We start from the raw sequence: 20,075 nt of genomic DNA, 5'->3' as shown, positions 1-20,075 counted from the left end.
GTTGACCGCGACGGGCAGCTTGTCGACGGTTTTCCTGCCATCGGCGGTATCATGAGGAAGGTTTGCCGCTCCGGAAACCGGCCGGCGTTGCGCCGGTCCAGCGCTTGAAGGCGCGGTTGAAGGCGCTCTGTTCGGAGAAGCCGGTCAGGTAGGCGATCTCGGCGATGGAGTACTGCTCGTCGCGCAGCAGACCCTCGGCCAGTTCCCGGCGGGTGGCATCGGTCAGCAACTGGAAGGTCAGGCCATCCTCGGCCAGTCGCCGATGCAGGGAACGCGCGCTCAGGCCCAGCCGGCGGGCGACATCCTCCATCCTGGGAAGCCCTTCGCTGAGAGCCTGCGCGATGACATCCCGGGTGCGGTCGGCGATCCGCCGGGTCTCGGTGAGCAGGGAGAGTTCCTGTTCCAGGTGGCTTTCGAGAAACCGTGTGATTCCCCGGTCGCCAAGCCGGTTGGGGCTGTCCAACGAGGCTCGAGCGATCAGCAGTGCGTCGCGATCCGAGCCGAAGACGACCGGGCATCCGAAATAGGCCTCGTGCTGCGCGGTGCTGGACGGTGCCGCGTGCCGGATATGCACTTCCAGCGGGGAAAAGCTGCCGGTCTGCGAAACTTCGCGGGCGATGGCCGTCGCGCTGGCCAGTGTCGCCTCGTTCGACAGCCGAAGGCCAAGCCGCGGCGGCCCGGCGCGGTGCAGGTGAAACCAGCTGTCTTGCCCCTCGGGCTCCAGCGAATACTCGACAACGCTGGTCCAGAGCCTTGCAAACCGGGCGACCCGCGAGAAGGAGCCGCCGAGCGTGGTGGCTGCCTTGAAGGCCAGTCCGAGCGCCCCGTAATCGTCGAGCCGCATCGAGGCCCCTGTGCGCAGTGGCAGGTCGGTGACGTCGATCTCGGCCGCGATGCGCTCCAGCAGCCCGTAATACTCGGTATCCGCGATCATGGTCTTCGGATCGGCCTCGGCGTCCGGGGCGAGGCCGACCGACCGCAGCAGCCCCGCCTGATCGATCTCCGGCCCGGCCGCCGCAACCATCTTGCGCAGAAAGAGAGAGGTAACGGTTCCCATGCCCCTCTCAATACCCCATGCGGGCTACTGGACATAGGCTGCGATTCCCTGTGGTCGACACAGCGCCGGAGCGCCGGGCGGATGGGCATGAAGGAAGAGCGATGCGAATGGCGACGTCGATGTCGGGTTCAAGCATGACGCTTGTGCGGCAAGATGAGACCCTTGGCCAATCGGTCGCGAAATCGAATGGCAAGGCACGATGCTGGCTCTAATCAGGACGCCGCTCTATCCCGGTGTGCAGACACACGCTGCCAGATCGCCGAAAACGTGTTGTGGGCCGGGTAGGCCAAGTGTCGGAGGGGGCACGAGAGGCCGGCCCGCGCCATGCTCGCCTCCATGACGCCACTGCAGCTGCCGGCCGAACTCGTCGCGCTCGCTCAGGGCGGATGTGGCGTCACCGTCGCGTCAAGCGACGATGTCGGCGCGCCGGTCGTCGGCTTCGGCGTTGGTATCCGGATCATGCCAGAGGGCGTTGTGCGCGTCCTTCTGGGGCAGGCCGCCAACCTGGCCGTTCTCCGGTCGGTGCAGCTGCGCCGTGCGGTGGCCGTCACGTTCACGGCGACCCGGGATCACACCTCGTTCCAGGTAAAGGCTTCCCATGCCCGGATTTGCCCAGCCTGTTCCGACGACATTCCGGAGATGGATCGGCAGAATGCGCTGTTCCAGGATGGGTTGGTGGAGATCGGCTACGCGCGCGTGCAGGCGGCAGGATATTGCGCCTATGATCCTGCGGATCTGGTGGCGCTCGAGCTGACGCCCGAGCGTGTGTTCACCCAGACTCCCGGTCCCGGGGCCGGCGCGGAGTTGCCGCGATGACCGGTCTTCGCATTGATGGCCTCCGAAGGGCCTTGGAAGGGGTCATTGCCTCCGTTCTGGCGACCTGCGATGCCGATGGCGTTCCCAACGTCTCTATGATCAGCCAGGTTCATTACGTGGACCCGGAGCGCGTCGCGCTCTCCTACCAGTTCTTCAACAAGACGCGGCGAAACGTCATGGCCACCCGTCGCGCGATGGTGGTGGTGACCGATCCAGAAACGCTCCAGCACTTTCGCCTGTCGCTCGTCTACGAGGAGACGCAGACCGCCGGCCCGCTGTACGAGGGCATGAAGGCAAAGCTCGCCGGGATCGCATCGCATCACGGAGTCGAGGATGTCTTCCGGCTGCTCGGCGCGGATATCTACCGCGTGCAGTCGATCGAGGCGGTGCCGGGGCCGGTCGCGCTGCCGGTGGCGAACCGACCCTCGCTTCTGGCGGCGACACGGCGCACCTGTTCGGCCCTGGATGGCTGCGCCGACCTCGAAGAGCTTCTGGATTGCGTCACGGCCTGCCTCGAGCGCGACTTCGGCATCGCCTGGTCGATGGTTCTGATGGCGGGCGCGGAGGCCGGCCGTCTCTACACCGTCGCATCGCATGGCTATCCCGAAACCGGTGTCGGGGCCGAGGTTGCGCTGGGCGAAGGCGTGATCGGTGTCGCGGCGCGGGAGAACGCCCCGATCCGCATCGGCCACATGACGCGCGAATACCGATATGGCGCAGCGATAAGCGACGCCGCGCGCCGCCATGGAATCGTCTGCGACGTGCCCCGGCTCATCGCCTTTCCCGGTCTTGCCGCCCCGCGCAGCCAGATCGCGCTGCCGATCACCGAAGGCGGGGTCGTGGTCGGGGTGCTGTTTGCCGAGGATGACGAGATCAACCGCTTTGGCTACGACGAGGAGGATGCGCTCGCGCTGGTCGCCGGCCATGTCGGTGCGCGGATGTCCCTGCTGCGTCAGGACGCTGCCGACGAGGTCGCCGGCGACGCTTCGGTCCCTGACGCCGGGAATGGCCAGTTGACCCTTCGCTACTTTCGGCTCGACCAGAGCGTCTTTCTGGAGAACGAGTACCTCATCAAGGGCGTGGCCGGCGCGATCCTGTGGCGGCTGCTGTGCGAGCATCGCGCCACCGGGCGCACGGAGTTCACCACCCGCGAGCTGCGCCTCGACCCGGCACTGCGGCTACCGGCCCATGCCGAGAACCTCGACGCCCGCCTGATCCTCCTGCGCAAGCGGCTCGAGGAGCGGTCTGCCTGTCTCAGGCTCGAGAAGGCGGGGCGCGGACGGTTCAGACTGGTTGCGGCCTGTCGGGTGGCCCTGGAAGAGCCCGACGCGGGCGAGGTCGTCGTTTAGCAATCTCTTAGCATTCGTGAGCATTTCGCGAGCGAACACTTAGCATGCCCGCGCAGGGCTGCGGGGGTATTGCACTTGCCAGGGACGCGGTCGCCGAACCTTCGCCGAAGCGCCCCGATCGTTCTTCATTTCCCATCCGGGAACCCGATTCCTTTGGCCGGTTTCGGCGGGGCGGGCGCCCAAGCATTGCAGAGACTTTCTGAATGACTTTCGAAACCCTGAAGTCCCGCATACGCGGGCCGGTGATTACCGTGTTCGATCCCGACCATGCCGAGGCCTGCGACGCCCTGATCTGGAACGGCCGCAAGCCGCAGCGCCAGGCGCGGGTGATAATCCGCGCGGCGGACGCGGCCGATGTCCAGACGGCCGTTCGCTACGCCAGCGAGCACGGTCTGAGCGTCTCCGCACGAGGCGGCGGGCACCAGTTCACGGGCATCGCCGCCCGCGCCGATATGGTCGTCGACCTGGGCGCACTGGACGGGCTACGGATCGATGTGACCGAGCGCAGCGCCATTCTCGGGCCGGCCGTGTCCAACGCGCGGCTCGCGGCGGCGCTGGATCGTCACGGGCTGGCGTTTCCGGTTGGCCATTGCGGCGATGTGACCGTCAGCGGCTACCTGCTCGGCGGCGGAGTCGGCTGGAACTCCAGTGCCTGGGACATCGCCTGCTTCTCCGTGCTCGGGGTCGACGTGGTGATGGCCGATGGGCGGCTGCTGACCGCCACGGCGACAGAGCATCCCGACATCTTCTGGGCCGCCCGCGGCGCCGGCCCCGGGTTCTTCGGCATCGTCACCGCGTTCCGGGTCCGGCTCTATGAGGCGCCGCGCGCGTTGACGTCGGTGGTCCGGGTCTATCCTGCGGGCGAGGCCGAGGCGGTCGCAGCATGGGCGGAGGCGGCGGTGGCCCGCGCGCCGGCCAATGTCGAGTTCACGGCCAAGATCGCCGCCGGGCCGGAAGGTGCCGTCATCGCGGCCATCGCGAATGTCTTCGCAACCGAGGAGGCCGAGGCGCGCGGGATCTGCGCCGATCTCTGGCGCGATGCGCCGGAGGGGGCGGTGGAGGTCGCCGGGCCGATGCCCACGCCGATCTCGGCGCTCTACGAGATGACCGGACAGTCGACGCCGAAAGGCGCGCGATACGGGGTGGACTGCCTGTGGTCCGACGGGGCCTTCGGCGAGGCGCTTGCGCGCGTCCTGCGCAGCATCGAGCGGGCTCCTTCCTCCCGGAGCTTCGGTCTCGTCGCGCTGCGCTCGAACTCTGTCCCGCTGCCGGGCGATGCCGCCTTCAGCCGCGACGGCCGCATATTCGCGACGCTCTACGGGATCTGGCCGGAGGCGGCGCAGGACAGGGAGAACCTGGCATGGCTCCGCAGCTCCGTCGAAACCTGCCGCGGCTTAGCAACCGGCAGCTATGTCGGCGAGTCCGATCTCGACCGTCCGACGGCCGGGTTTCCCACGCTCTCCGCCGAGGCAGCCAGCCGCCTCTCGGACCTGCGCCTGCTTCACGATCCGACGGGGCGCTTTGGCATTCACGAAGGTCACAGCGACCAATCCGCAGCCTGAAACGTCACGGCCCGGGCGCTGCCCGGGCATTCCCAAAGGAAAACAGAAATGAGACCAATGCATCTTGTGGCGCTGACCACAGCGGCGCTCCTGTCTGTCGGTCATCGCGCCGATGCCGAGGGCGATGCCATCGCGCGCGGCGGCTACCTGGCCCGCATCATGGATTGCGCCGGCTGTCACATGCCGCGTGGGGCCGATGGTGCGCCGGTTATGGACGCCGGCCTGTCCGGCGGCAACATCGGCTTCGAGATCCCTGGGCTCGGGATCTTCTGGCCTCCCAACCTGACCCCGAGCGCCTCCGGTCTCGGCGACTGGACCGACGAGGAGATCGCCGACGCGATCCGGGCCGGTCAGCGACCGGACGGGCGACTGCTGGCGCCCGCGATGCCCTGGCCGGCCTATGCGGAGCTGTCCGACGAGGATGTCGCTGCGCTCGTCGCTTATCTCCGGTCGCTGCCTCCGACGGAGGCGCAACGGCTGGAACCTGTCGCAGCGAGTGCGGCGGCCAGGGCACCCTTCTACCGGGTGACCATGCCGACGAACTGACGTTTCCCCACGCTCTGCGGGCATCGGGAGCCGAGACACCCGCAGACCCCCCATTTCTTGAGAGAGGATTTCAGAATGTTGTGGAGACCCCTCGGGTGGTCAGGCTCACGCCGCCGCCCAACGCCCCCGATCCTTGCGCCAGAGCTTTCGTCGCATCGCCTGCGCGACCTTGGGCTGGAGCCGCAGATCGATCTGGGGCGCATCCCCTGGCCGGCGATCTGGTAGCAAGAGGGCGTCCTGGCAACGGGACGCCTTAGGGGTCGGCCTCGCTCGCGTTGACCTGCGTCAACGCGAGCAGCGCCGAGCCATGGCATCCTCGGTTGCGGAGTGGAACAGCCATGTCCGACGACCCGAACAAGCGACCGAATGGCCCCAATTCCCCGTGGGCCGAGCCCATGCTCATCCCATGGGCGTTCGCGCTCCTGTTGCTAGTGATGTTCTCCATGCTGCAGCCCGGAGCCGCCGTCGAAACCGTATCCTACAGTGAAATGAAGCGGTTGATCGGAACCGGTGCGGTTGCCGAAGCCGTGCTCGGAGAAAATTTGATCACGGTCACCCTTGCCGCCGACACGACCGGTGAGGCGGCGCAGTACAAGGCCGTCACCCCCGTCCAGCCAGATCCCGACCTTCTTGCGATGCTTGAGGCCGCGGACGTCGAGATCACGGCAGAGGCCCCCGCAGGCGACTCGCTGCTGCTTCTGTTCCTGCCTTGGATCGTCATCCTGGGAGTCTATGTCTGGCTGCAAAGACGGATGTTCAGACAGATCGGCGGCATCGACAGTCGCGGTATCGGCGGGATGTTCAGCGGGCGTTTCTCGCAACCGACGGCAACGCAATCTGAAACCAGGTTTGCCGACGTCGCCGGTCAGGAACAGGCGAAGAAGGAAGTCGCCGAACTGGTGGAGTTCCTGCGCGAGCCGGAGCGGTTCCAGAGGGTAGGCGCGGTCGTGCCTCGCGGGGTGTTGCTCATGGGGCCGCCGGGCACCGGCAAGACGCTCCTGGCGCGCGCGCTCGCGGGTGAGGCCGGGGTGCCCTTCTTCTCGACGTCCGGATCGGAGTTCATCGAGGTCTTTGTCGGTGTGGGTGCCGGACGGGTGCGGGCGATGTTCGATGCCGCTCGCAAGCGCGCGCCGTCCGTCATCTTCATCGACGAGCTCGACAGTATTGGGCGCACCCGTGGAACGGGTCTCGGCGGCGGCCACGACGAGCGCGAGCAGACACTGAACCAGATCCTCGCCGAACTCGACGGGTTCACCGGGCGGGAGGCCGTGGTGGTGCTGGCCGCCACCAACCGTCCGGACGTTCTGGACCCGGCCCTGCTGCGGCCGGGCCGGTTCGACCGCCACGTGACCCTGAACCTGCCCGACCAGAAGGCGCGCAGGGCCATCCTGGACATCCACGCCCGGGATATCCCGTTGTCCAACACCGCCGATCTCGACGACGTTGCGGCCGGCACGCCCGGCTTTTCAGGGGCAGACCTCAGGAACCTTCTCAACGAGGCGGCTATCCTCGCGGCACGGCGGCAGGGCGACCTTGTCAACGCAGCCGACCTCCAGGAAGCGCGTGACAAGATCATACTCGGCACGGTCCGCACGCTGGCCATACAGCCGCAGGAACGTCACCGCCTGGCCGTTCACGAAGCCGGTCACACGGCGGTCGCCCATTTCACGCCCGAAGCTGACCCGCTGTACAAGGTCACCATCATCCCGCGTGGCCGCAGCCTTGGCGGCACCCACATGCTGAGCCGCGAGGAACACCATACGCTTCCCGAAGGCTACCTCCGGGCGCAGCTCGCGATCTTGCTGGCCGGTCGCGCGGCCGAGCGGCATTTCCTTGGCAGCGTGAGTTCGGGAGCCGACGACGACATCAAGCGCGCGACTGAACTTGCGCGCTCGATGGTGGCCCGCTGGGGCATGACCGAGGAACTGGGACCAGTCGATTTACGCCAGAGTGAGGATCACCCCTTTCTCGGACAATCCATCGCGCAGCCCCACGAACATGCCGACCAGACCGCTGCACGCGTGGATCTGGCCGTGATCGGCCTCCTGAAAGAGGCAGAGGCCCGGGCGGAAGACATTCTGGTCCGAAACGAGGATGCGGTCAGCTATCTGATACGGGAACTCGAGAAGCGTGAGGTGCTCGAGGCCGATGAGATCCGCCTGTGCCTGGACGCGGGCCGGAAGGTGCGCCCGATGACGCCACGGCCAGACCTGCGCCCGACACCGGCAACCGGCAAGCATCCGGCGGAGCCCGAGCGGGAAGACAGCAGCGATCCGGGTTCGTAGGTCTGACGGCGACCCGCAAACCGGTGCGTTTCGGCGGCCTGCATTTGGCGTCAGGCGTTTGATCCCGTGTTTGGATAGAGTGGCGAGAGGCTTCCGGCGCAGCGTGCGTCAGTCGTCGGATCATCCCACAACCTGCATTGCTCCCGGCGAAGGCGCCAAATTCTGCGCACCGTCTTCTGATGGTGATCGGCATGGGACATTTGCACTGGGTGTTAGCCATCCGTCTTTCCAGAAGGCCCGTGGCGCGTCCGATCTCTGGTGAGGTCCGCCGAATGCGCATCGTCGCCAGTCGTGCCCTATAGCTGCGTCGGCCGTATGGTGCATCGGGGGCGTCTTGCAAGAACACCCAGCGTCAAGGCCGGTCTTGCCCGCTGGCCCACGGACCGTGATGCTTGCCCGCCGCATCGATCCTTTCAAACCCGTGGGCGCCAAAGAAATCACGTTGAGCCTGAAGCATGTTGGCGGTCGACCGCTCGGTGCGGATCATGTCGAAATAGCTGAGCGCGGCGGAGAGGGCGGGCATGGGCAGGCCGTGAAGCGCGCCCGTCGACACGACCTTGCGCAGCGCAACGTGGTTGCGCGCAACGAGATCGGCGAAATAGTCCGCAAAGATCAGGTTGCGCTCGGGCTCGCCGCGCAGGGCCGCGGCCATGTCGTTCAGCATGTCGGACCGGATGATGCAGCCTTCCCGCCAGACCTCGGCGATCTCGGGCATCGGCAGCGCCCATCCGTGCTGCGCCCCGGTGCGTGCGAGCAGGTCGAAACCCTGCGCGTAGCACATGATCTTGCCCGCGATCATCGCGGCTTCGAGGTCGTCCAGCGAGAGCGTGCCGTCGGGCAGGGACTGGGGCGCCGCGCCGAACAGTTCTTGCCCGGCACGGCGGGTTTCCAGTGCCGCCGACAGGTTGCGCGCCGCGACGGCCGCCTCGATCACCGGCACCGGTGCGCCAACCTGCTGGCTCTCGATCACCGTCCAGCGCCCGGTGCCCTTCTGTCCGGCCCGGTCCAGGATGACGTCGAGCATCGGCGATCCGGTTTCCGGATCGGTGGCGGCCGAGACCCTGGCCGAGATTTCCACGAGGTAGGAGCGAAGCGGGCCATCGTTCCAGCGACCGAAAACCTCGCCGCATTCGGCAGCGGAGAGGCCCATGCCATCGCGCAGCACGCCGTAGGTCTCGGCGATGAGCTGCATGTCGGCGTATTCGATGCCGTTGTGGACCGTCTTGACGAAATGGCCGGCACCGCCCTCGCCCATCCACGTGGCGCAGGGCTCTCCCTCGTACTTGGCGCTGATCGCCTCGAGAATGTGCGAGACCCGGTCCCAGTTGGCGCGGTCGCCGCCGCCCATGATCGACGGCCCGTGCCGTGCGCCCTCCTCGCCGCCAGAGACCCCGATGCCGAGAAAAGGCACACCCTGCGCCACGGCCTCGGCGGCGCGGCGGTTGGTGTCGTGGAAATTGGCATTGCCGGCGTCGATGATCAGGTCGTCCGGCCCGAGCAGTGGACGCAGGGCCGCGATCTGCGCGTCCACCGCTTCGCCTGCGGGCACCATCAGAATAATCGCGCGCGGTTCCGCCAGCGAGGCAACGAAATCCTCGAGAGAGCGTGTCGGCGTGATCCGCTCCGCCAAGGGGCCGGCCTCGGCCAGGAAACCATCCACCCGCGACACCGTGCGGTTGAAGACGGAGATCCGGAACCCCTTCTCCGCGATATTGAGTGACAGGGCCGCGCCCATGGTGCCAAGGCCGATCAGGCCGATTTCGGAAAGGTCCATCTTGCCCCTCGCTTCCTTTGGTCGTCGGGTTTCACCATGGCCGGGTAGGGCGCCTAGAACCGCCCTCCCGCCCGCACCGTGTCAACGCTTGATCTTGAGCCGATCCAGTTCGGGGGAGATTGGAATGAACTCCTCCGCATCCCCCGGCGGCAGGTGGAACGGTCCCTTCTCCCAATCCGCCGCTTTCCAGGCTTCCTTCGCCTCTTCGATCCGGTCCGGCGAGGACGAGACGAAGTTCCACCAGACATAGCGCGGCCCGTTCAGCGTCTCGCCGCCAAGCGCCATCAGCCGCGCCCCCTGCGAGCCCGCCCGCACCGAGAGACGGTCGCCCGGACGGAAGACCATCATCTGGCCTGCCTCGAAGCTCTGCCCGGCGTTCTCGATGGAGCCCTGCGTCACGTAGATACCGCGATCCTCGTGGTCATCCGGCAGAGGGAACTGCGCCCCCGGGGCCAGGGTGACATCGGCGTAGAAGATCTCCGACTGCATGGTAACGGGCGAGCGCTCGCCCCACGCGGTGCCGAGAATGAGCCGCGCCTGCGCGCCGCCCTCGCTCAGGTCCGGCAGGGCGCCTGCCTTGTGGTGCTCGAAATCCGGCGCAATGTCCTCGCGGTCCTCCGGCAGCGCGACCCATGTCTGGATGCCGAACAGCTTGTGCCGCGTGGCGCGGGTCTCGGCGCTGGTGCGCTCCGAATGCGTCACGCCCCGCCCGGCGAGCATCCAGTTCACCTCGCCGGGATAGATCATCTGGTGCGTCCCGAGGCTGTCGCGATGCTCGAACTCGCCCTGGTAGAGATAGGTCACCGTACCGAGGCCGATATGCGGGTGCGGGCGCACGTCGATGCCGCCATCGGTGATGAACTCGGCCGGGCCCATCTGGTCGAAAAAGATGAAGGGGCCCACCATCTGCCGCTTCGGCGAGGGCAGGGCCCGCCTTACCTCGAAGCCGCCGATATCGCGGGCGCGGGGGATGATAAGCGTCTCGATCGCATCCGCGCTGACGTGATCGGGGCAGTCCGGGGCGAGGGTCGGGTTCCAACTCATGGGTCTGGTCCTTGTCTCGGGGAGGGGGGCGGAGGGTCAGGCTTCGGGCGCGCGGACATCCAGAAGATGCCCGGTCTTGATCCAGAGCCGCGCGCCCTCGGGGCCGGCGGTCAGGGTGATCTCGTGGCCATCGGCGCGACGGATCCATGTCCAGGGCGAGAGCGCCACGCCGTCGAGGCGCAGGCTGCCGGAGAGCAGCAGGATCTCCGCACCGCCCTCAGCCGCCACGGCCGCGGAGCTCCCGGCCGACCATTGCTCGATCCGGACATCCTCGTGCGCGTCGCGATAGAGCGGCGATACCGCGACGCCGGGGCGGGACGCGTCCGCCACGCTGCCGAGTTTGTCGGTCGCCACGCGCACATGGGTGCGGTCCTCCGGCTGGAACTGCCAGAGCTTCACGAAGATCACGCAGCCCGGCTTCGAGCCCGGCGTGTGCCGCGAGGTCGGCGGATTCCGGATGTAGGCGCCTTCCGGGAAGGCCCCGTGCTCGTCCTCGAACACGCCGTCGAGCACGATGAACTCCTCGCCGCCTCCGTGGGTGTGGGGCGAGAAGTGGCTGTCGGGAGCATAGCGCACGATGGTCGTGGCGCGCGCCACCTCGTCGCCGATCCGGTCGAGCATCATCCGGTCGACCCCTGGCATCGGCGAGGCGACCCAGCGGTTGTCCTCTGGCCGGACGATGACATCCTGGGTGAAATCCGCGTTCAGGCTCATGGGGCGTTCCTTGTCTTCTGGTGTGCAGTTTGCGGGGCCGGGATCACCACTGGATGACATCCGCCAGCGCCTCGCGCCGCTTCTCGGCATAGGCGCGCACGAAGGGGCAGAGCGGCACGATCCGCTGGCCCGCCGCGCGGGCATCCGCGATCAGGCGTTCGGCGAGCGCCGCTGCGACGCCCTTGCCGCGCATGGTATCGGGCACGCCGGTGTGATCGGCGATGATGAGCTTGTCCGTCACCTTGGAGAGCGTCAGTTCGCCTTCGCCTTCCACGCCGGCGACCCTGGCGGCATAGCGTGCCTTGCTGTCGGTATCCGTGCGCGTGATCGTAATGCTTTCCATGACCAATTTTCCTTGTTGAAATGTCGCGGCCGGCTTCAGGCCGCGGTTTTCGCCTGGTTCAGAAACAGGGCGAGCGCGTCGATTTCCTCGGGGCGCACCTCGTGGCCTCCGTCGTGAATGCGGGTCGAAACCGTCGCGCCTTGCTCGGAGAACCAGTCTATCAGCTCCTCGCTTATCGGCCATGGACATATCGGGTCGCGGCGCCCGGCCGTGACGAGCATGTCGCGCCCCGCCAGCGCCGGAACCGGTTCTGGTGTCCACGGGATCAGCGGGTGCAGCAGCCCGATCCGGTCGAACAGCTCCGGATGCCTGAAGGTGACCGCGGCAAGGATATTGGCGCCGTTGGAATAGCCGAAGCCATAGACCGGCGAGCCGGGGTTGGCCTTCCGATGGGCGGCGACGAATCCGGCCATCTTCTCGGTCCGCGCCGCGAGATCCGCCATGTCGTAGACGCCCTCGCCGGTCCGCCGAAAGAACCGCGCAGCGCCCCTTTCGGAAACGTCCCCACGGGGAGAGACGACCCCGGCCTGCGGCAGGAGCTGCCGCGCGAGGCCGAAAAACTGGTTTTCGTCGCCGCCCGTGCCGTGAAAGGCAAGGATCAGCGGCGCGCCGGGTTCGGGCGCGTGAACGAGTGCCGTGTAGGCATCTGTCGACATGGCGACCTCCTTGGTGTTGCGCTTGATCTAGTCCGAGATCGGGACCAGTCCCGCCTCAATGCGCGACCGGATCGGCTCGTAGCGCGTGGGCAGCTTCAGCGCCTCGCCCAGATGCGCAGTGTCTTCGTCCCGGTCGAAGCCGGGCTCGTTGGTGGCGACCTCGAAGAGGATCCCGCCGGGGGTGCGGAAATAGATCGCCCAGAAGTAATCCCGGTCGATCACCGGCGTGACCTGGTAGCCGGTGTCCATCAGCGCCTTGCGCACCTCCAGCTGTGCCGCGCGGTTCTCGACCGCAAACGCGATATGATGCACGGAGCCCGCGCCTTGGGACGCGACACGCGCAGTCGGAATGGCCTCGATGTCGATCGTGTCGGCGGGGTTGCCACCCTCGATGACGTAGCGGGTCAGATTGCCCGTGGTCTCGGCCTTCTGGTAGCCCATGAACTCCAGCAACTCGCCCGTGGCGGCGGCATCCCGAAGCCGGAAGCGCGCGCCGTGAAAGCCCAGCACCCCGGTTTCCTCCGGCACATCGCCACCGGTCCAGGGCATGCGGCCGCGCAGCGCGTCCTCGACTAGCGCGAAGCTGTCGCCATCGGGGCCATCGAAGAGCAGACGGTCCGCACCGAAGGCGCTGTCCTCGGACAGACCGGTTGCGCCGTGCGTCGAAAGCCGCTCCTTCCAATAGCGGAGGCTGCCCTTCGGCACGGCAAACTCGGTCACGCCGACCTCACCGATCCCGCGCCGTCCCGGCGGCGTCTGGCCGAAGGGGAAGTAGGTCATCACGCTGCCGGGTGTCCCTGCTTCGTCGCCGTAATAGAGGTGGTACACCTCCGGCGCGTCGAAGTTGACGGTCTTCTTCACCCGCCGCAGACCGAGCGTCTTCGTGAAAAACGCGTTGTTGGCATTGGCATCTCCGGCAAGCGAGGTGACATGGTGCAATCCCCTGATCTGGTCGATCATCGTTCGCGCCTCTCTGGTCCTGTTCATTGCGTCGGGACAGATTTTGGCACGAATGTTCATTGAGACAATCGGCATCAATATTGCCTAATCTGTTGCGCCGAGCGTAATAATAACCATGGACGATCTCGGCCCGATCCGGGTTTTTCTGGAAGTTGCCCGCCAGAGCAGTTTCACCGGCGCCGCGCGCGTGCTCGGCACGACGCCTGCCAGCGTGACCCGCGCGGTGGCGCGGTTGGAGGAGACGCTCGGCCAGCAGTTGCTGCTCAGAACCACTCGCAAGGTGTCGACGACGAGCGCCGGCGCCATGGTTGCAGCGCGCTACGCCGCGCTGCTGGGAGAGTTCGATGCGGCGACCGAGCGGATCCGTCAGGAAAGCCTGCCGGATCGCGGCCAGTTGCGGCTGAATGCGCCGATGTCGCTGGGGTTGCGCTTGATGCCCGGGCTGGTGGAGAGCTTCCGCCTTGCCTACCCGCATGTGCAGGTGCAGCTCCGCCTGACGGATCGCCTGATCGACATCATGGAGGAGCCTTGCGACGTGGCCATCCGGATCAGCCAGGCGCCGACCGACAAGTCGACGATCTGGCGCAAGATTTGCGAAGTGCCCCGGCACGTGGTGGCCGCGCCCGCGCTGTTCGACCGTCTCCCCCGTCCGGAGACCCCAGATGAGATCGACCCGTTTTCCTGCCTTTCCTATGGTGAGACGACCGAACCAGAGACTTGGACCTTTCGTAAGGACCGAGGCAAGCGGCTGGTTCGGGCGCGCGGCGATGTGATCTCCAATAACGGCGACCTGCTGTACGAGCTTGTCGTGAAGGGCGGTGGCATGGCGCTTCTCCCGGATTTCATCGTTTCAGAGGGGTTGGCCTCCGGCGCTGTCGAGACCGTGCTGGACGACTGGTCCGTTCCGATGCTGTGGCTGACCCTGTTCTACCCACCCTACGAGAAACTGCCGCCGCTCGTTGCAACCTTCACCGACTTTTTCGAGGCATGCCTGAAGGAAAGCGCGCCCGGCGCGTTTCGCTGGAGTTAGGCGACCCAACGACCCGGCTGGAGATCACCTACATCGCTGGTGGCTTGGATCTTGCGGCCGTGCTGGACGATTGGATCGGTCGAACAAGAGCGGAGGAACTGCTGTCCGTCGAAACTTGAGACTGCGGCTCCCGAGGCCTGGTGTTCGCAGCGTCGGCAAGACGCGCGATTCCGACAAGCGCGGCCACCCCGACGAGTGGAAGCACCCAGGCCAGCCAGAGGGCGTCCGGTAGAGAGAGCATCAGGGCTTGGGCCGCCAGCGAGAGCACAGTGCCTGCCGCGAACACCAGCAGCCCGTGCCGCCCAAGCAGTCGAAGGGGCATCGCGTAGCGATGGGCCGAAAGTCGGGACACGATGGCGAGTTGCGACAGGAAGTATCCAAGCGCGAGGATATGCAGGAAGCGTGGTGCGGCGAGATAGGTCTTGTCGTGCGACGTGAAGATGAAAGGAGCCCCGGCCTCGGCCAGGTGATGCATCTGGATGTTGAAGAAATCCTCCAGGCCGGGAACGTATTTCCAGGCCAGAACGAACACCAGCAATGCCGCGGAAAGCCAGAACAGCAGGCGGGAGCGCGGGAAGAATGTCTTGCCCTGTCGCAGGCTGAGGCCGGTCAGCAAGCCGATCACGAAGATGGCCTGCCAGGCGAAAGGATTGAAGAACCAGCCTCCCTCGTTGGGATAGTTGGGCAGGTTGAGCCGGAAGAGGCCGGTTATCAGCCAGAGGCCGAGGGAGGCCGCGAGGAGAATCCGCGGCCAGCGAATTCCGAGCAGGATCGCCGCCGGAGCGCAGATCAGCAGCACCGAGTAGGCCGGGAGGATGTTCACATATCCGAACTGGTGCGTCAGGATCGGCAAGCCGATCAATCCCTCGGTCGGGTTCTCGAACACCTGCCGCATGTTGTTCTGGGTCAGAAGGTCCGGCAGGCCGGAAAGCTGGTAGGCAAGGCCGAAGATGGCGAGCGCACAGGCCGACAGAGCCATCTGGACGAGGTAGAGCGTCCAGGCCCGCTTCCAGAGCGGCGAGACGGCATGCCAGAGCCCGTTGCGAGCAAGGTGTTCCGGAAGGAACCGCGCGGTGTAGGCGAGGCCCGCGGCGATCCCGGACATCAGGAAGAACGCCTCCGCCGCATCCGAAAATCCGAGATTGCGGATCGTCAGGTATTCGTAGGGATTGCCGGGAACGTGGTTGATGAAGATCATCACCAGTGCAATCCCACGAAAGGCGTCTATCCGGAGGTCGCGTGGACGCCGTTCGCCGGGGGGCTTTCTGGTTGGAAAGGCAATGAGTTCTGCGCTGGCTTTATGCTGGGACATGATGTTCAACGGCCTTGCCGGCACTTGGTTCCGCCGGCGCGTTCTTCCAGGTCATCGCCCAACGGGTGCATACCTCGTGATAGGTCTTAACCACCGGTGGTGGCGCGATTTCTTCCTGCACGCTGAAGAGCGCATGCGTGAGCGGGCGCGATGTCCAGGCGATCAGGAACGGGGCGGCCAGCATCGGCAGGCCGACCGGCAATAGCCATATCAGGAGGTCGGGCGCAATCCAGTAGACCGACGCCAGCGCAGAAGCTCCGATCATCACGATCCAACGCCCCGACCGCCAGCCGTCCGCCAGACTGAGCAACCCCTCTCCGCGCTGATTGGCCGGCCATCCGCCATCCTGCCCGGAGAGTACCTGCAGCACGGCCCGGCTATGGTAGAGCAACATTAGCGGTGCAAGGAGCGTGGTAAGAAGTACCTCGGCAAGCACCGAAAAACCGCTGCGGAGGATACCGCCAAACCCGTCCACGCGGCTCGAGGCGATTGCGCCCGTCAGGATCGTGAGCTTCGGGATGATAAGAAGCCCCACGACGCCGAAAACCAACATGGTGACCTCCCGCGTCGAGGTGTTCGGGAAGACGGGGTACAGCTGGTGCGGTTCGGGAAAATAGTTCGGGGGCGGTGCGGTGACGGTCGCGACGAAGGACGCGACGAGGAACGCCGCCCAGAGTATCGAGACCACATAGGCCGCGATGTTCTGCAGGAAGACGAAGCGGCTCCAGCCCACCAGACCGGGCGCGAAGAGAAGCCGGGAATGCTGAAGGTTGCCCTGGCACCACCGCCGGTCCCGGCGGGCGAAGGAAAGGATGTTCTCCGGGCCTTCCTCGTAGGAGCCGGCTATGGAGGGATCCATCTCGACCTTCCAGCCTCCCCGAGCCAACAGCGCCGATTCCACGTAGTCGTGGCTGAGGATGTGCCCTCCGAATGGGGGTTTGCCGGAGAGCTCCGGCAAGCCGCAGCTGTCTGCGAAGGCGCGGACCCGCACGATGGCGTTGTGACCCCAGAACGGGCCAGTCGCGCCCTGCATTCGGGCCAGTCCGCGAGAGAACACCGGGCCATGGAAACCAGCCGCGAACTGGAGCGCACGGCCAAAGAACGAATGCGCACCGATGATCTTGGGCAAGGTTTGCAACAGGCCGAGTTTCGGATCTTGCTGCATTCGAGCGATCATTGTCCGTATCGCCTCGCCGCTCATGAGGCTGTCGGCGTCCAGGATCAAGGCGAGGTCGTAGGCGCCGCCGGAACGGCGGACGAAATCCTCGATGTTGCCGGCTTTTCGGCCGAGGTTCTGTGTTCGCCGCCGATAGAAGACCCGTCCCTCTCCCCCCGTTTCCCGCAGCAATCGGGCGAAGGCGAAACGCTCCCGCTGGGCGGCGACCTCGTCTCGCGTATCGGACAGAACCGCGAGATCGGCGGTCACGCCTGCTTCGGCTAGGGATGCATCGATGGCCGCGATGCGGGCGAAGGTGGTCAGTGGGTCCTCGTTGCAAATCGGGATCAGGATGACCGTTCGCGGCTGGGGCATCCGAAGATCAGGTTGCGCGCGGGGGCGCTGCCGCCCGGGCGTGCCGATCAGCGCCAGCGAAGCGCCCCAGGCAAGCCAGGCCGTGGTCAGGAAAATCAAAGCGGCCCTCGCCGCATCCAATGCGCCGAAGCCGTCGCGCGCGGCTGCTTCGGCCATCAGCAGTGAGGCCGCAACTGCCGCTATCAACGAAAAACCCAGCGCAAGAAGGCGGCAAAGACGCGTCGGTCCGTCCGGTTCGAGATGCGAATGCATGGCAGGCTATGCAAGCACCCCCGTCACGCCTTGCGGCGGGACAGGAACAGTCGACCGACGAGCGCGAGGTCTGCCCAGCTCGTGCGCTTCTCGACCACCTGCTTCTGCATCGGGAGGGGAGCCTCTGGTGGTGCCCAACGGGAAAGGCCGGAAGCCGGCGGGTCACTGGGCAGGGCGTCTTCGAAGTCCTTGGCGTTCAAGCGTTGATCCATTGGTACACCCATGTCTCGGTGAGTATGCGATCGTAGCCTGCGATGCCTGCCTTCAATTCAACAATTGAGCCCGGTTGCGCCCGGACCTCCATGACCAGTCTCCACACGTCCTTTCCGCTCACGGGGCTCAGGACAGTCTCGACAATCTCGCCATTGGTTGCGCTGGCGACCGGTTCAATCTCTGCGTTTCCGGGCAGCGAGCCCAACAGCCCGCCCGCGAAATCCACCACGAACTTTCGCGTCCCCGCATCGGTCTCGACGCCGGCGACGCCGCCCTTGCCGATCCGCGTCCGAAGCACCCTTGCAAGGGCTTTCGGCTGCGCGCCGGGCGGGGTCATGCCCCAATGGAGCCGGTAGGAGAATTCGAGCGCATCGCCGGCGCGGGTCGGCGTGTCAGGCACCCAGAAGGCGACGATGTTGTCGTGAATCTCCAGGTCCGAGGGTATCTCGACCAGCCGCACGGAGCCCTCGCCCCAGTCGCCGATCGGTTCGACCATGAGGGAGGGGCGCAGTTCGTAATGGGCCTGCGCATCCAGGAAATGCTCGAAGGCACGTTCACGTTGCACGAGGCCGAAGGAGGCCGGGTTCATCGCGCCGAGATAGGAACTCGCCAGTTGAGGCGGGTTGTTCAGCGGTCGGAAGTAGGTTTCGCCGGGCCGCGTGTTGAGTACCAGCGCCTCGCTGTCATGGACCGCCGCGCGGTAGTCGTCGAACGGACCCATGTCGGCGCCGCTGAACAGGAACATGGAGGTCAACGGCGCCACGCCAAGCTGCTCGATGTCCTTGCGCAGGAATAGGCGGGCGGTCACCTCCATCGAGGTTGTGTCGCCGGGCGAGATCACGAACCGGTAGGCACCGGTGACTGACGGGCTGTCGAGCGCGGCGTAGAGCGTCACCGAACCATCGCCCTCGTTCGGACGGCGAAGCCAGACTTCGGTGAACACGGGGAATTCCTCGGCCTGGGAAAGGCCGGTGTTCACGGCAAGCCCGCGGGCGCTGAGCCCGTAGGTATTGCCGCTCCCGAGCGCACGGAAATAACTCGCACCCTGGAAGACGACCAGCTCGTCGAAGATGTCGGCGCGATTGAGCTGGGTGTGCAGACGGAAGCCGGCAATGCCCGGCATCTCCGCGTTCGCCGGGATCGACGCGGCGAGGTCCTCGTCGTCATATTCGAAATCGGCAGTCGTGAAGGTCATCTGCTGAACGGTGTCGCCGACGATCTCGTTGATCTTCACCGGCTCCTTGAAGAGCCATCCGGGGTGGAATGCGTGAAGCCGGAAGGCGCCGCCGCCATCGCTCCAGCGGGCCTGTTCGGGCCGAAAGCGGATACGCTGGTAGGCATCATAGTCGAGTTCCGCGAGGAACCCGTGCACCTGCTCGGCAGGGGCGAATTCCTTTCCGGCAGCCTCCTGCATCGCGGCGCTCAGAGTGTCGAACGAGAACGCGGCAGGCGCGTCCTGCTGCGCGTGAACGAGAGCGGGCGACATGATTGCCGGCGCGCCGATGGCAGCGGCCGCCGAACACAGGAACTGGCGTCTCGCCCACTTTCCCTGCGACAACGCCCCACTCCGTTTCATGTTGGACTTCAACACGGAACTTCCCCCAATACAAAAATGGTAGTAAACGAATGCACTCATAAGATGTACTTCCGTCTGCATTGCGGCAAACGCCTCAGACCCATTCTCGGCATGATTCCGCGTTGCAATGCGGAAAGCCGCCGATACGGGACCCGCCGCTTTCGATTCTGCGCACGTAGGAACCGGATCTTCGTTGATGTGCTTGCGTCATGGGCATATTTTCGACGAGCTCAGTTCAGTCGCGTCAGGTAGGTTCAGAACGCTGACGCTTCAAGTGCTTGAAGTGGCCGAGGTCAAATAGATTTATGGCAAGATCTGCCCGGTCCTGGACCGAAGCCGAACGGAGTGAAGTGGTTCCTGCGGAGGTCCGGCCGATTCCGCTGGTTGTGGCGACGTCAGGCGCGTCCGTGCGCGGGACCGTTCTGCTTGTGCACGGCCGCAACGGCGCGCCGGATCAGCCGCATATCGCACAGATCGCGGAAGCGTATCTTGCCCGCGACTGGCGCGTGGTGGCGCCCGGGTTGCCGAATTCCTCCGCATTGCCGGGCTCGGGAGCCCCTGAAAAGCTGACCTTCACCGGGCATTGCAAGGCCGCGTCGGCGGCGTGGGTCTGGGTCCGTGAACGCTGGCCGGACGCGCCGCTGGCGCTTGCCGGACACAGCATCGGCGCCTTCGCCGTCGCCCATCTGGCCGCCGAGACGCCGGGCACGCACCATGTGCTGGCCGTGTCCCCGGCCGTGTCTGGGCGGGCGTTGCTGTTGGCGCGGGTGGCGATGGGGCCGCCGGCCGTGGAGGCGGTGGAACGGGAGGCGCCGTTGTTCCGCGCCGAGATGGAAACCGCCGACGCCGCGCCCGCGCTTGCCCGGAGCGACGCGCCGCTGGCTGTCGTGACAGGTGCGGAGGACGGGCTGGTTCCGCTCAAGGACGCGCGAGCCTATTTCGCGGCCGCTGCCAACGCGCGCTACTTCGCAGCCGTTCCGGGGCAACACCATTGCCCCATGGGCCCGGACGTCGGCGAAGCGCTGACTGCTGCGCTGTCGGCGCTGGAAGCATAG

General features: G+C 66.1%; 19 protein-coding genes. 8 read left to right on the top strand and 11 right to left on the bottom strand.

Annotation, left to right across the window (positions count from 1 at the left end):
• Nucleotides 1-49: 49 nt before the first annotated feature.
• Nucleotides 50-1,057 carry an AraC family transcriptional regulator gene (locus tag ACFQ2S_RS23990; protein WP_386079051.1) on the bottom strand — a complete coding sequence of 336 codons (1,008 nt, stop codon included), beginning with the start codon at nucleotides 1,055-1,057 and terminating at the stop codon, nucleotides 50-52.
• Nucleotides 1,058-1,381: 324 nt separating this feature from the next.
• On the opposite strand from ACFQ2S_RS23990, the gene ACFQ2S_RS23985 reads away from it, so the two are divergent.
• The 6 genes from ACFQ2S_RS23985 to ftsH all read left to right on the top strand — a co-directional run bounded on the left by ACFQ2S_RS23985 (nucleotide 1,382) and on the right by ftsH (nucleotide 7,615).
• On the top strand, nucleotides 1,382-1,873 hold the full coding sequence (locus ACFQ2S_RS23985) for a hypothetical protein (protein ID WP_386079048.1): 492 nt from the start codon (nucleotides 1,382-1,384) through the stop codon (nucleotides 1,871-1,873).
• Nucleotides 1,870-3,222 (top strand): GAF domain-containing protein, encoded by a 1,353-nt coding sequence (locus tag ACFQ2S_RS23980; RefSeq protein ID WP_386079045.1) that lies wholly within the window; start codon nucleotides 1,870-1,872, stop codon nucleotides 3,220-3,222. The genes ACFQ2S_RS23985 and ACFQ2S_RS23980 overlap by 4 nt, the downstream gene beginning before the upstream one ends.
• A 203-nt stretch (nucleotides 3,223-3,425) precedes the next feature.
• The gene (locus ACFQ2S_RS23975; RefSeq protein ID WP_386079043.1) at nucleotides 3,426-4,784 is read left to right on the top strand and encodes an FAD-binding oxidoreductase; all 1,359 of its coding nucleotides are present in this window, start codon (nucleotides 3,426-3,428) and stop codon (nucleotides 4,782-4,784) included.
• A 48-nt stretch (nucleotides 4,785-4,832) separates the two neighbouring features.
• A complete protein-coding gene (locus ACFQ2S_RS23970; RefSeq protein ID WP_386079041.1) occupies nucleotides 4,833-5,330 on the top strand; it encodes a c-type cytochrome in 498 nt (165 codons plus the stop codon).
• Nucleotides 5,331-5,405: 75 nt separating this feature from the next.
• The gene (locus ACFQ2S_RS23965) at nucleotides 5,406-5,555 is read left to right on the top strand and encodes a hypothetical protein (protein WP_386079039.1); all 150 of its coding nucleotides are present in this window, start codon (nucleotides 5,406-5,408) and stop codon (nucleotides 5,553-5,555) included.
• A gap of 113 nt (nucleotides 5,556-5,668) precedes the next feature.
• Nucleotides 5,669-7,615 carry an ATP-dependent zinc metalloprotease FtsH gene (gene ftsH, locus ACFQ2S_RS23960; RefSeq protein ID WP_386079036.1) on the top strand — a complete coding sequence of 649 codons (1,947 nt, stop codon included), beginning with the start codon at nucleotides 5,669-5,671 and terminating at the stop codon, nucleotides 7,613-7,615.
• A 352-nt stretch (nucleotides 7,616-7,967) separates the two neighbouring features.
• Here the strand turns inward: ftsH and gndA are convergent, their stop codons facing one another.
• The 6 genes from gndA to ACFQ2S_RS23930 all read right to left on the bottom strand — a co-directional run bounded on the left by gndA (nucleotide 7,968) and on the right by ACFQ2S_RS23930 (nucleotide 13,106).
• Complete coding sequence (gndA, locus tag ACFQ2S_RS23955; RefSeq protein WP_386079033.1) at nucleotides 7,968-9,389, bottom strand: NADP-dependent phosphogluconate dehydrogenase; 1,422 nt, start codon at nucleotides 9,387-9,389, stop codon at nucleotides 7,968-7,970.
• An 81-nt stretch (nucleotides 9,390-9,470) separates the two neighbouring features.
• Entirely contained in the window at nucleotides 9,471-10,433 is a 963-nt protein-coding gene (locus tag ACFQ2S_RS23950; RefSeq protein ID WP_386079030.1) for a pirin family protein, read from the bottom strand.
• 36 nt (nucleotides 10,434-10,469) lie between these two features.
• Nucleotides 10,470-11,147 carry a cupin domain-containing protein gene (locus ACFQ2S_RS23945; RefSeq protein ID WP_386079027.1) on the bottom strand — a complete coding sequence of 226 codons (678 nt, stop codon included), beginning with the start codon at nucleotides 11,145-11,147 and terminating at the stop codon, nucleotides 10,470-10,472.
• A 43-nt stretch (nucleotides 11,148-11,190) separates the two neighbouring features.
• Complete coding sequence (locus ACFQ2S_RS23940) at nucleotides 11,191-11,490, bottom strand: GNAT family N-acetyltransferase (protein WP_386079025.1); 300 nt, start codon at nucleotides 11,488-11,490, stop codon at nucleotides 11,191-11,193.
• Nucleotides 11,491-11,525: 35 nt separating this feature from the next.
• On the bottom strand, nucleotides 11,526-12,146 hold the full coding sequence (locus tag ACFQ2S_RS23935) for an alpha/beta hydrolase (RefSeq protein ID WP_386079023.1): 621 nt from the start codon (nucleotides 12,144-12,146) through the stop codon (nucleotides 11,526-11,528).
• Between the two features lie 27 nt (nucleotides 12,147-12,173).
• Nucleotides 12,174-13,106 carry a VOC family protein gene (locus ACFQ2S_RS23930; RefSeq protein ID WP_386079021.1) on the bottom strand — a complete coding sequence of 311 codons (933 nt, stop codon included), beginning with the start codon at nucleotides 13,104-13,106 and terminating at the stop codon, nucleotides 12,174-12,176.
• A gap of 115 nt (nucleotides 13,107-13,221) precedes the next feature.
• On the opposite strand from ACFQ2S_RS23930, the gene ACFQ2S_RS23925 reads away from it, so the two are divergent.
• Nucleotides 13,222-14,136, top strand: a complete 915-nt coding sequence (locus ACFQ2S_RS23925; protein ID WP_386079018.1) for a LysR family transcriptional regulator — start codon at nucleotides 13,222-13,224, stop codon at nucleotides 14,134-14,136.
• 28 nt (nucleotides 14,137-14,164) lie between these two features.
• On the opposite strand, the gene ACFQ2S_RS23920 is transcribed toward ACFQ2S_RS23925, so the two are convergent.
• From ACFQ2S_RS23920 to ACFQ2S_RS23905, 4 genes are read right to left on the bottom strand one after another with little or no spacing between them, the layout of a single operon-like run.
• A complete protein-coding gene (locus ACFQ2S_RS23920) occupies nucleotides 14,165-15,448 on the bottom strand; it encodes an OpgC family protein (RefSeq protein WP_386079015.1) in 1,284 nt (427 codons plus the stop codon).
• On the bottom strand, nucleotides 15,435-17,231 hold the full coding sequence (gene mdoH / locus ACFQ2S_RS23915; protein ID WP_386079012.1) for a glucans biosynthesis glucosyltransferase MdoH: 1,797 nt from the start codon (nucleotides 17,229-17,231) through the stop codon (nucleotides 15,435-15,437). Before mdoH ends, ACFQ2S_RS23920 begins: the two co-directional genes overlap by 14 nt.
• 23 nt (nucleotides 17,232-17,254) lie before the next feature.
• Nucleotides 17,255-17,431 (bottom strand): hypothetical protein, encoded by a 177-nt coding sequence (locus tag ACFQ2S_RS23910; RefSeq protein ID WP_386079009.1) that lies wholly within the window; start codon nucleotides 17,429-17,431, stop codon nucleotides 17,255-17,257.
• A complete protein-coding gene (locus ACFQ2S_RS23905) occupies nucleotides 17,428-19,020 on the bottom strand; it encodes a glucan biosynthesis protein (RefSeq protein WP_386079006.1) in 1,593 nt (530 codons plus the stop codon). The genes ACFQ2S_RS23910 and ACFQ2S_RS23905 overlap by 4 nt, the downstream gene beginning before the upstream one ends.
• Nucleotides 19,021-19,427: 407 nt before the next feature.
• Between ACFQ2S_RS23905 and ACFQ2S_RS23900 the strand changes: the two genes are divergently transcribed.
• Nucleotides 19,428-20,075 (top strand): alpha/beta hydrolase, encoded by a 648-nt coding sequence (locus tag ACFQ2S_RS23900; protein ID WP_386079004.1) that lies wholly within the window; start codon nucleotides 19,428-19,430, stop codon nucleotides 20,073-20,075.

The organism is Tropicimonas aquimaris (genome assembly GCF_042676185.1).
Lineage (GTDB): Bacteria > Pseudomonadota > Alphaproteobacteria > Rhodobacterales > Rhodobacteraceae > Tropicimonas > Tropicimonas aquimaris.
The sequence above is the reverse complement of the archived record's forward strand: the minus strand, read 5'-3'. Positions and strand labels throughout refer to the sequence as shown.

What these genes read in the sequence shown, in the direction of transcription:
- mdoH (WP_386079012.1), bottom strand. Translation starts at nt 17,231, where the DNA reads ATGCATTCGCATCTCGAACCGGACGGACCGACGCGTCTTTGCCGCCTT.
- ACFQ2S_RS23990 (WP_386079051.1), bottom strand. Translation starts at nt 1,057, where the DNA reads ATGGGAACCGTTACCTCTCTCTTTCTGCGCAAGATGGTTGCGGCGGCC.
- ACFQ2S_RS23920 (WP_386079015.1), bottom strand. Translation starts at nt 15,448, where the DNA reads ATGTCCCAGCATAAAGCCAGCGCAGAACTCATTGCCTTTCCAACCAGA.
- ACFQ2S_RS23970 (WP_386079041.1), top strand. Translation starts at nt 4,833, where the DNA reads ATGAGACCAATGCATCTTGTGGCGCTGACCACAGCGGCGCTCCTGTCT.
- ACFQ2S_RS23945 (WP_386079027.1), bottom strand. Translation starts at nt 11,147, where the DNA reads ATGAGCCTGAACGCGGATTTCACCCAGGATGTCATCGTCCGGCCAGAG.
- ftsH (WP_386079036.1), top strand. Translation starts at nt 5,669, where the DNA reads ATGTCCGACGACCCGAACAAGCGACCGAATGGCCCCAATTCCCCGTGG.
- ACFQ2S_RS23975 (WP_386079043.1), top strand. Translation starts at nt 3,426, where the DNA reads ATGACTTTCGAAACCCTGAAGTCCCGCATACGCGGGCCGGTGATTACC.
- ACFQ2S_RS23935 (WP_386079023.1), bottom strand. Translation starts at nt 12,146, where the DNA reads ATGTCGACAGATGCCTACACGGCACTCGTTCACGCGCCCGAACCCGGC.
- ACFQ2S_RS23985 (WP_386079048.1), top strand. Translation starts at nt 1,382, where the DNA reads ATGCTCGCCTCCATGACGCCACTGCAGCTGCCGGCCGAACTCGTCGCG.
- gndA (WP_386079033.1), bottom strand. Translation starts at nt 9,389, where the DNA reads ATGGACCTTTCCGAAATCGGCCTGATCGGCCTTGGCACCATGGGCGCG.
- ACFQ2S_RS23980 (WP_386079045.1), top strand. Translation starts at nt 1,870, where the DNA reads ATGACCGGTCTTCGCATTGATGGCCTCCGAAGGGCCTTGGAAGGGGTC.
- ACFQ2S_RS23940 (WP_386079025.1), bottom strand. Translation starts at nt 11,490, where the DNA reads ATGGAAAGCATTACGATCACGCGCACGGATACCGACAGCAAGGCACGC.
- ACFQ2S_RS23905 (WP_386079006.1), bottom strand. Translation starts at nt 19,020, where the DNA reads ATGAAACGGAGTGGGGCGTTGTCGCAGGGAAAGTGGGCGAGACGCCAG.
- ACFQ2S_RS23925 (WP_386079018.1), top strand. Translation starts at nt 13,222, where the DNA reads ATGGACGATCTCGGCCCGATCCGGGTTTTTCTGGAAGTTGCCCGCCAG.
- ACFQ2S_RS23965 (WP_386079039.1), top strand. Translation starts at nt 5,406, where the DNA reads ATGTTGTGGAGACCCCTCGGGTGGTCAGGCTCACGCCGCCGCCCAACG.
- ACFQ2S_RS23950 (WP_386079030.1), bottom strand. Translation starts at nt 10,433, where the DNA reads ATGAGTTGGAACCCGACCCTCGCCCCGGACTGCCCCGATCACGTCAGC.
- ACFQ2S_RS23930 (WP_386079021.1), bottom strand. Translation starts at nt 13,106, where the DNA reads ATGATCGACCAGATCAGGGGATTGCACCATGTCACCTCGCTTGCCGGA.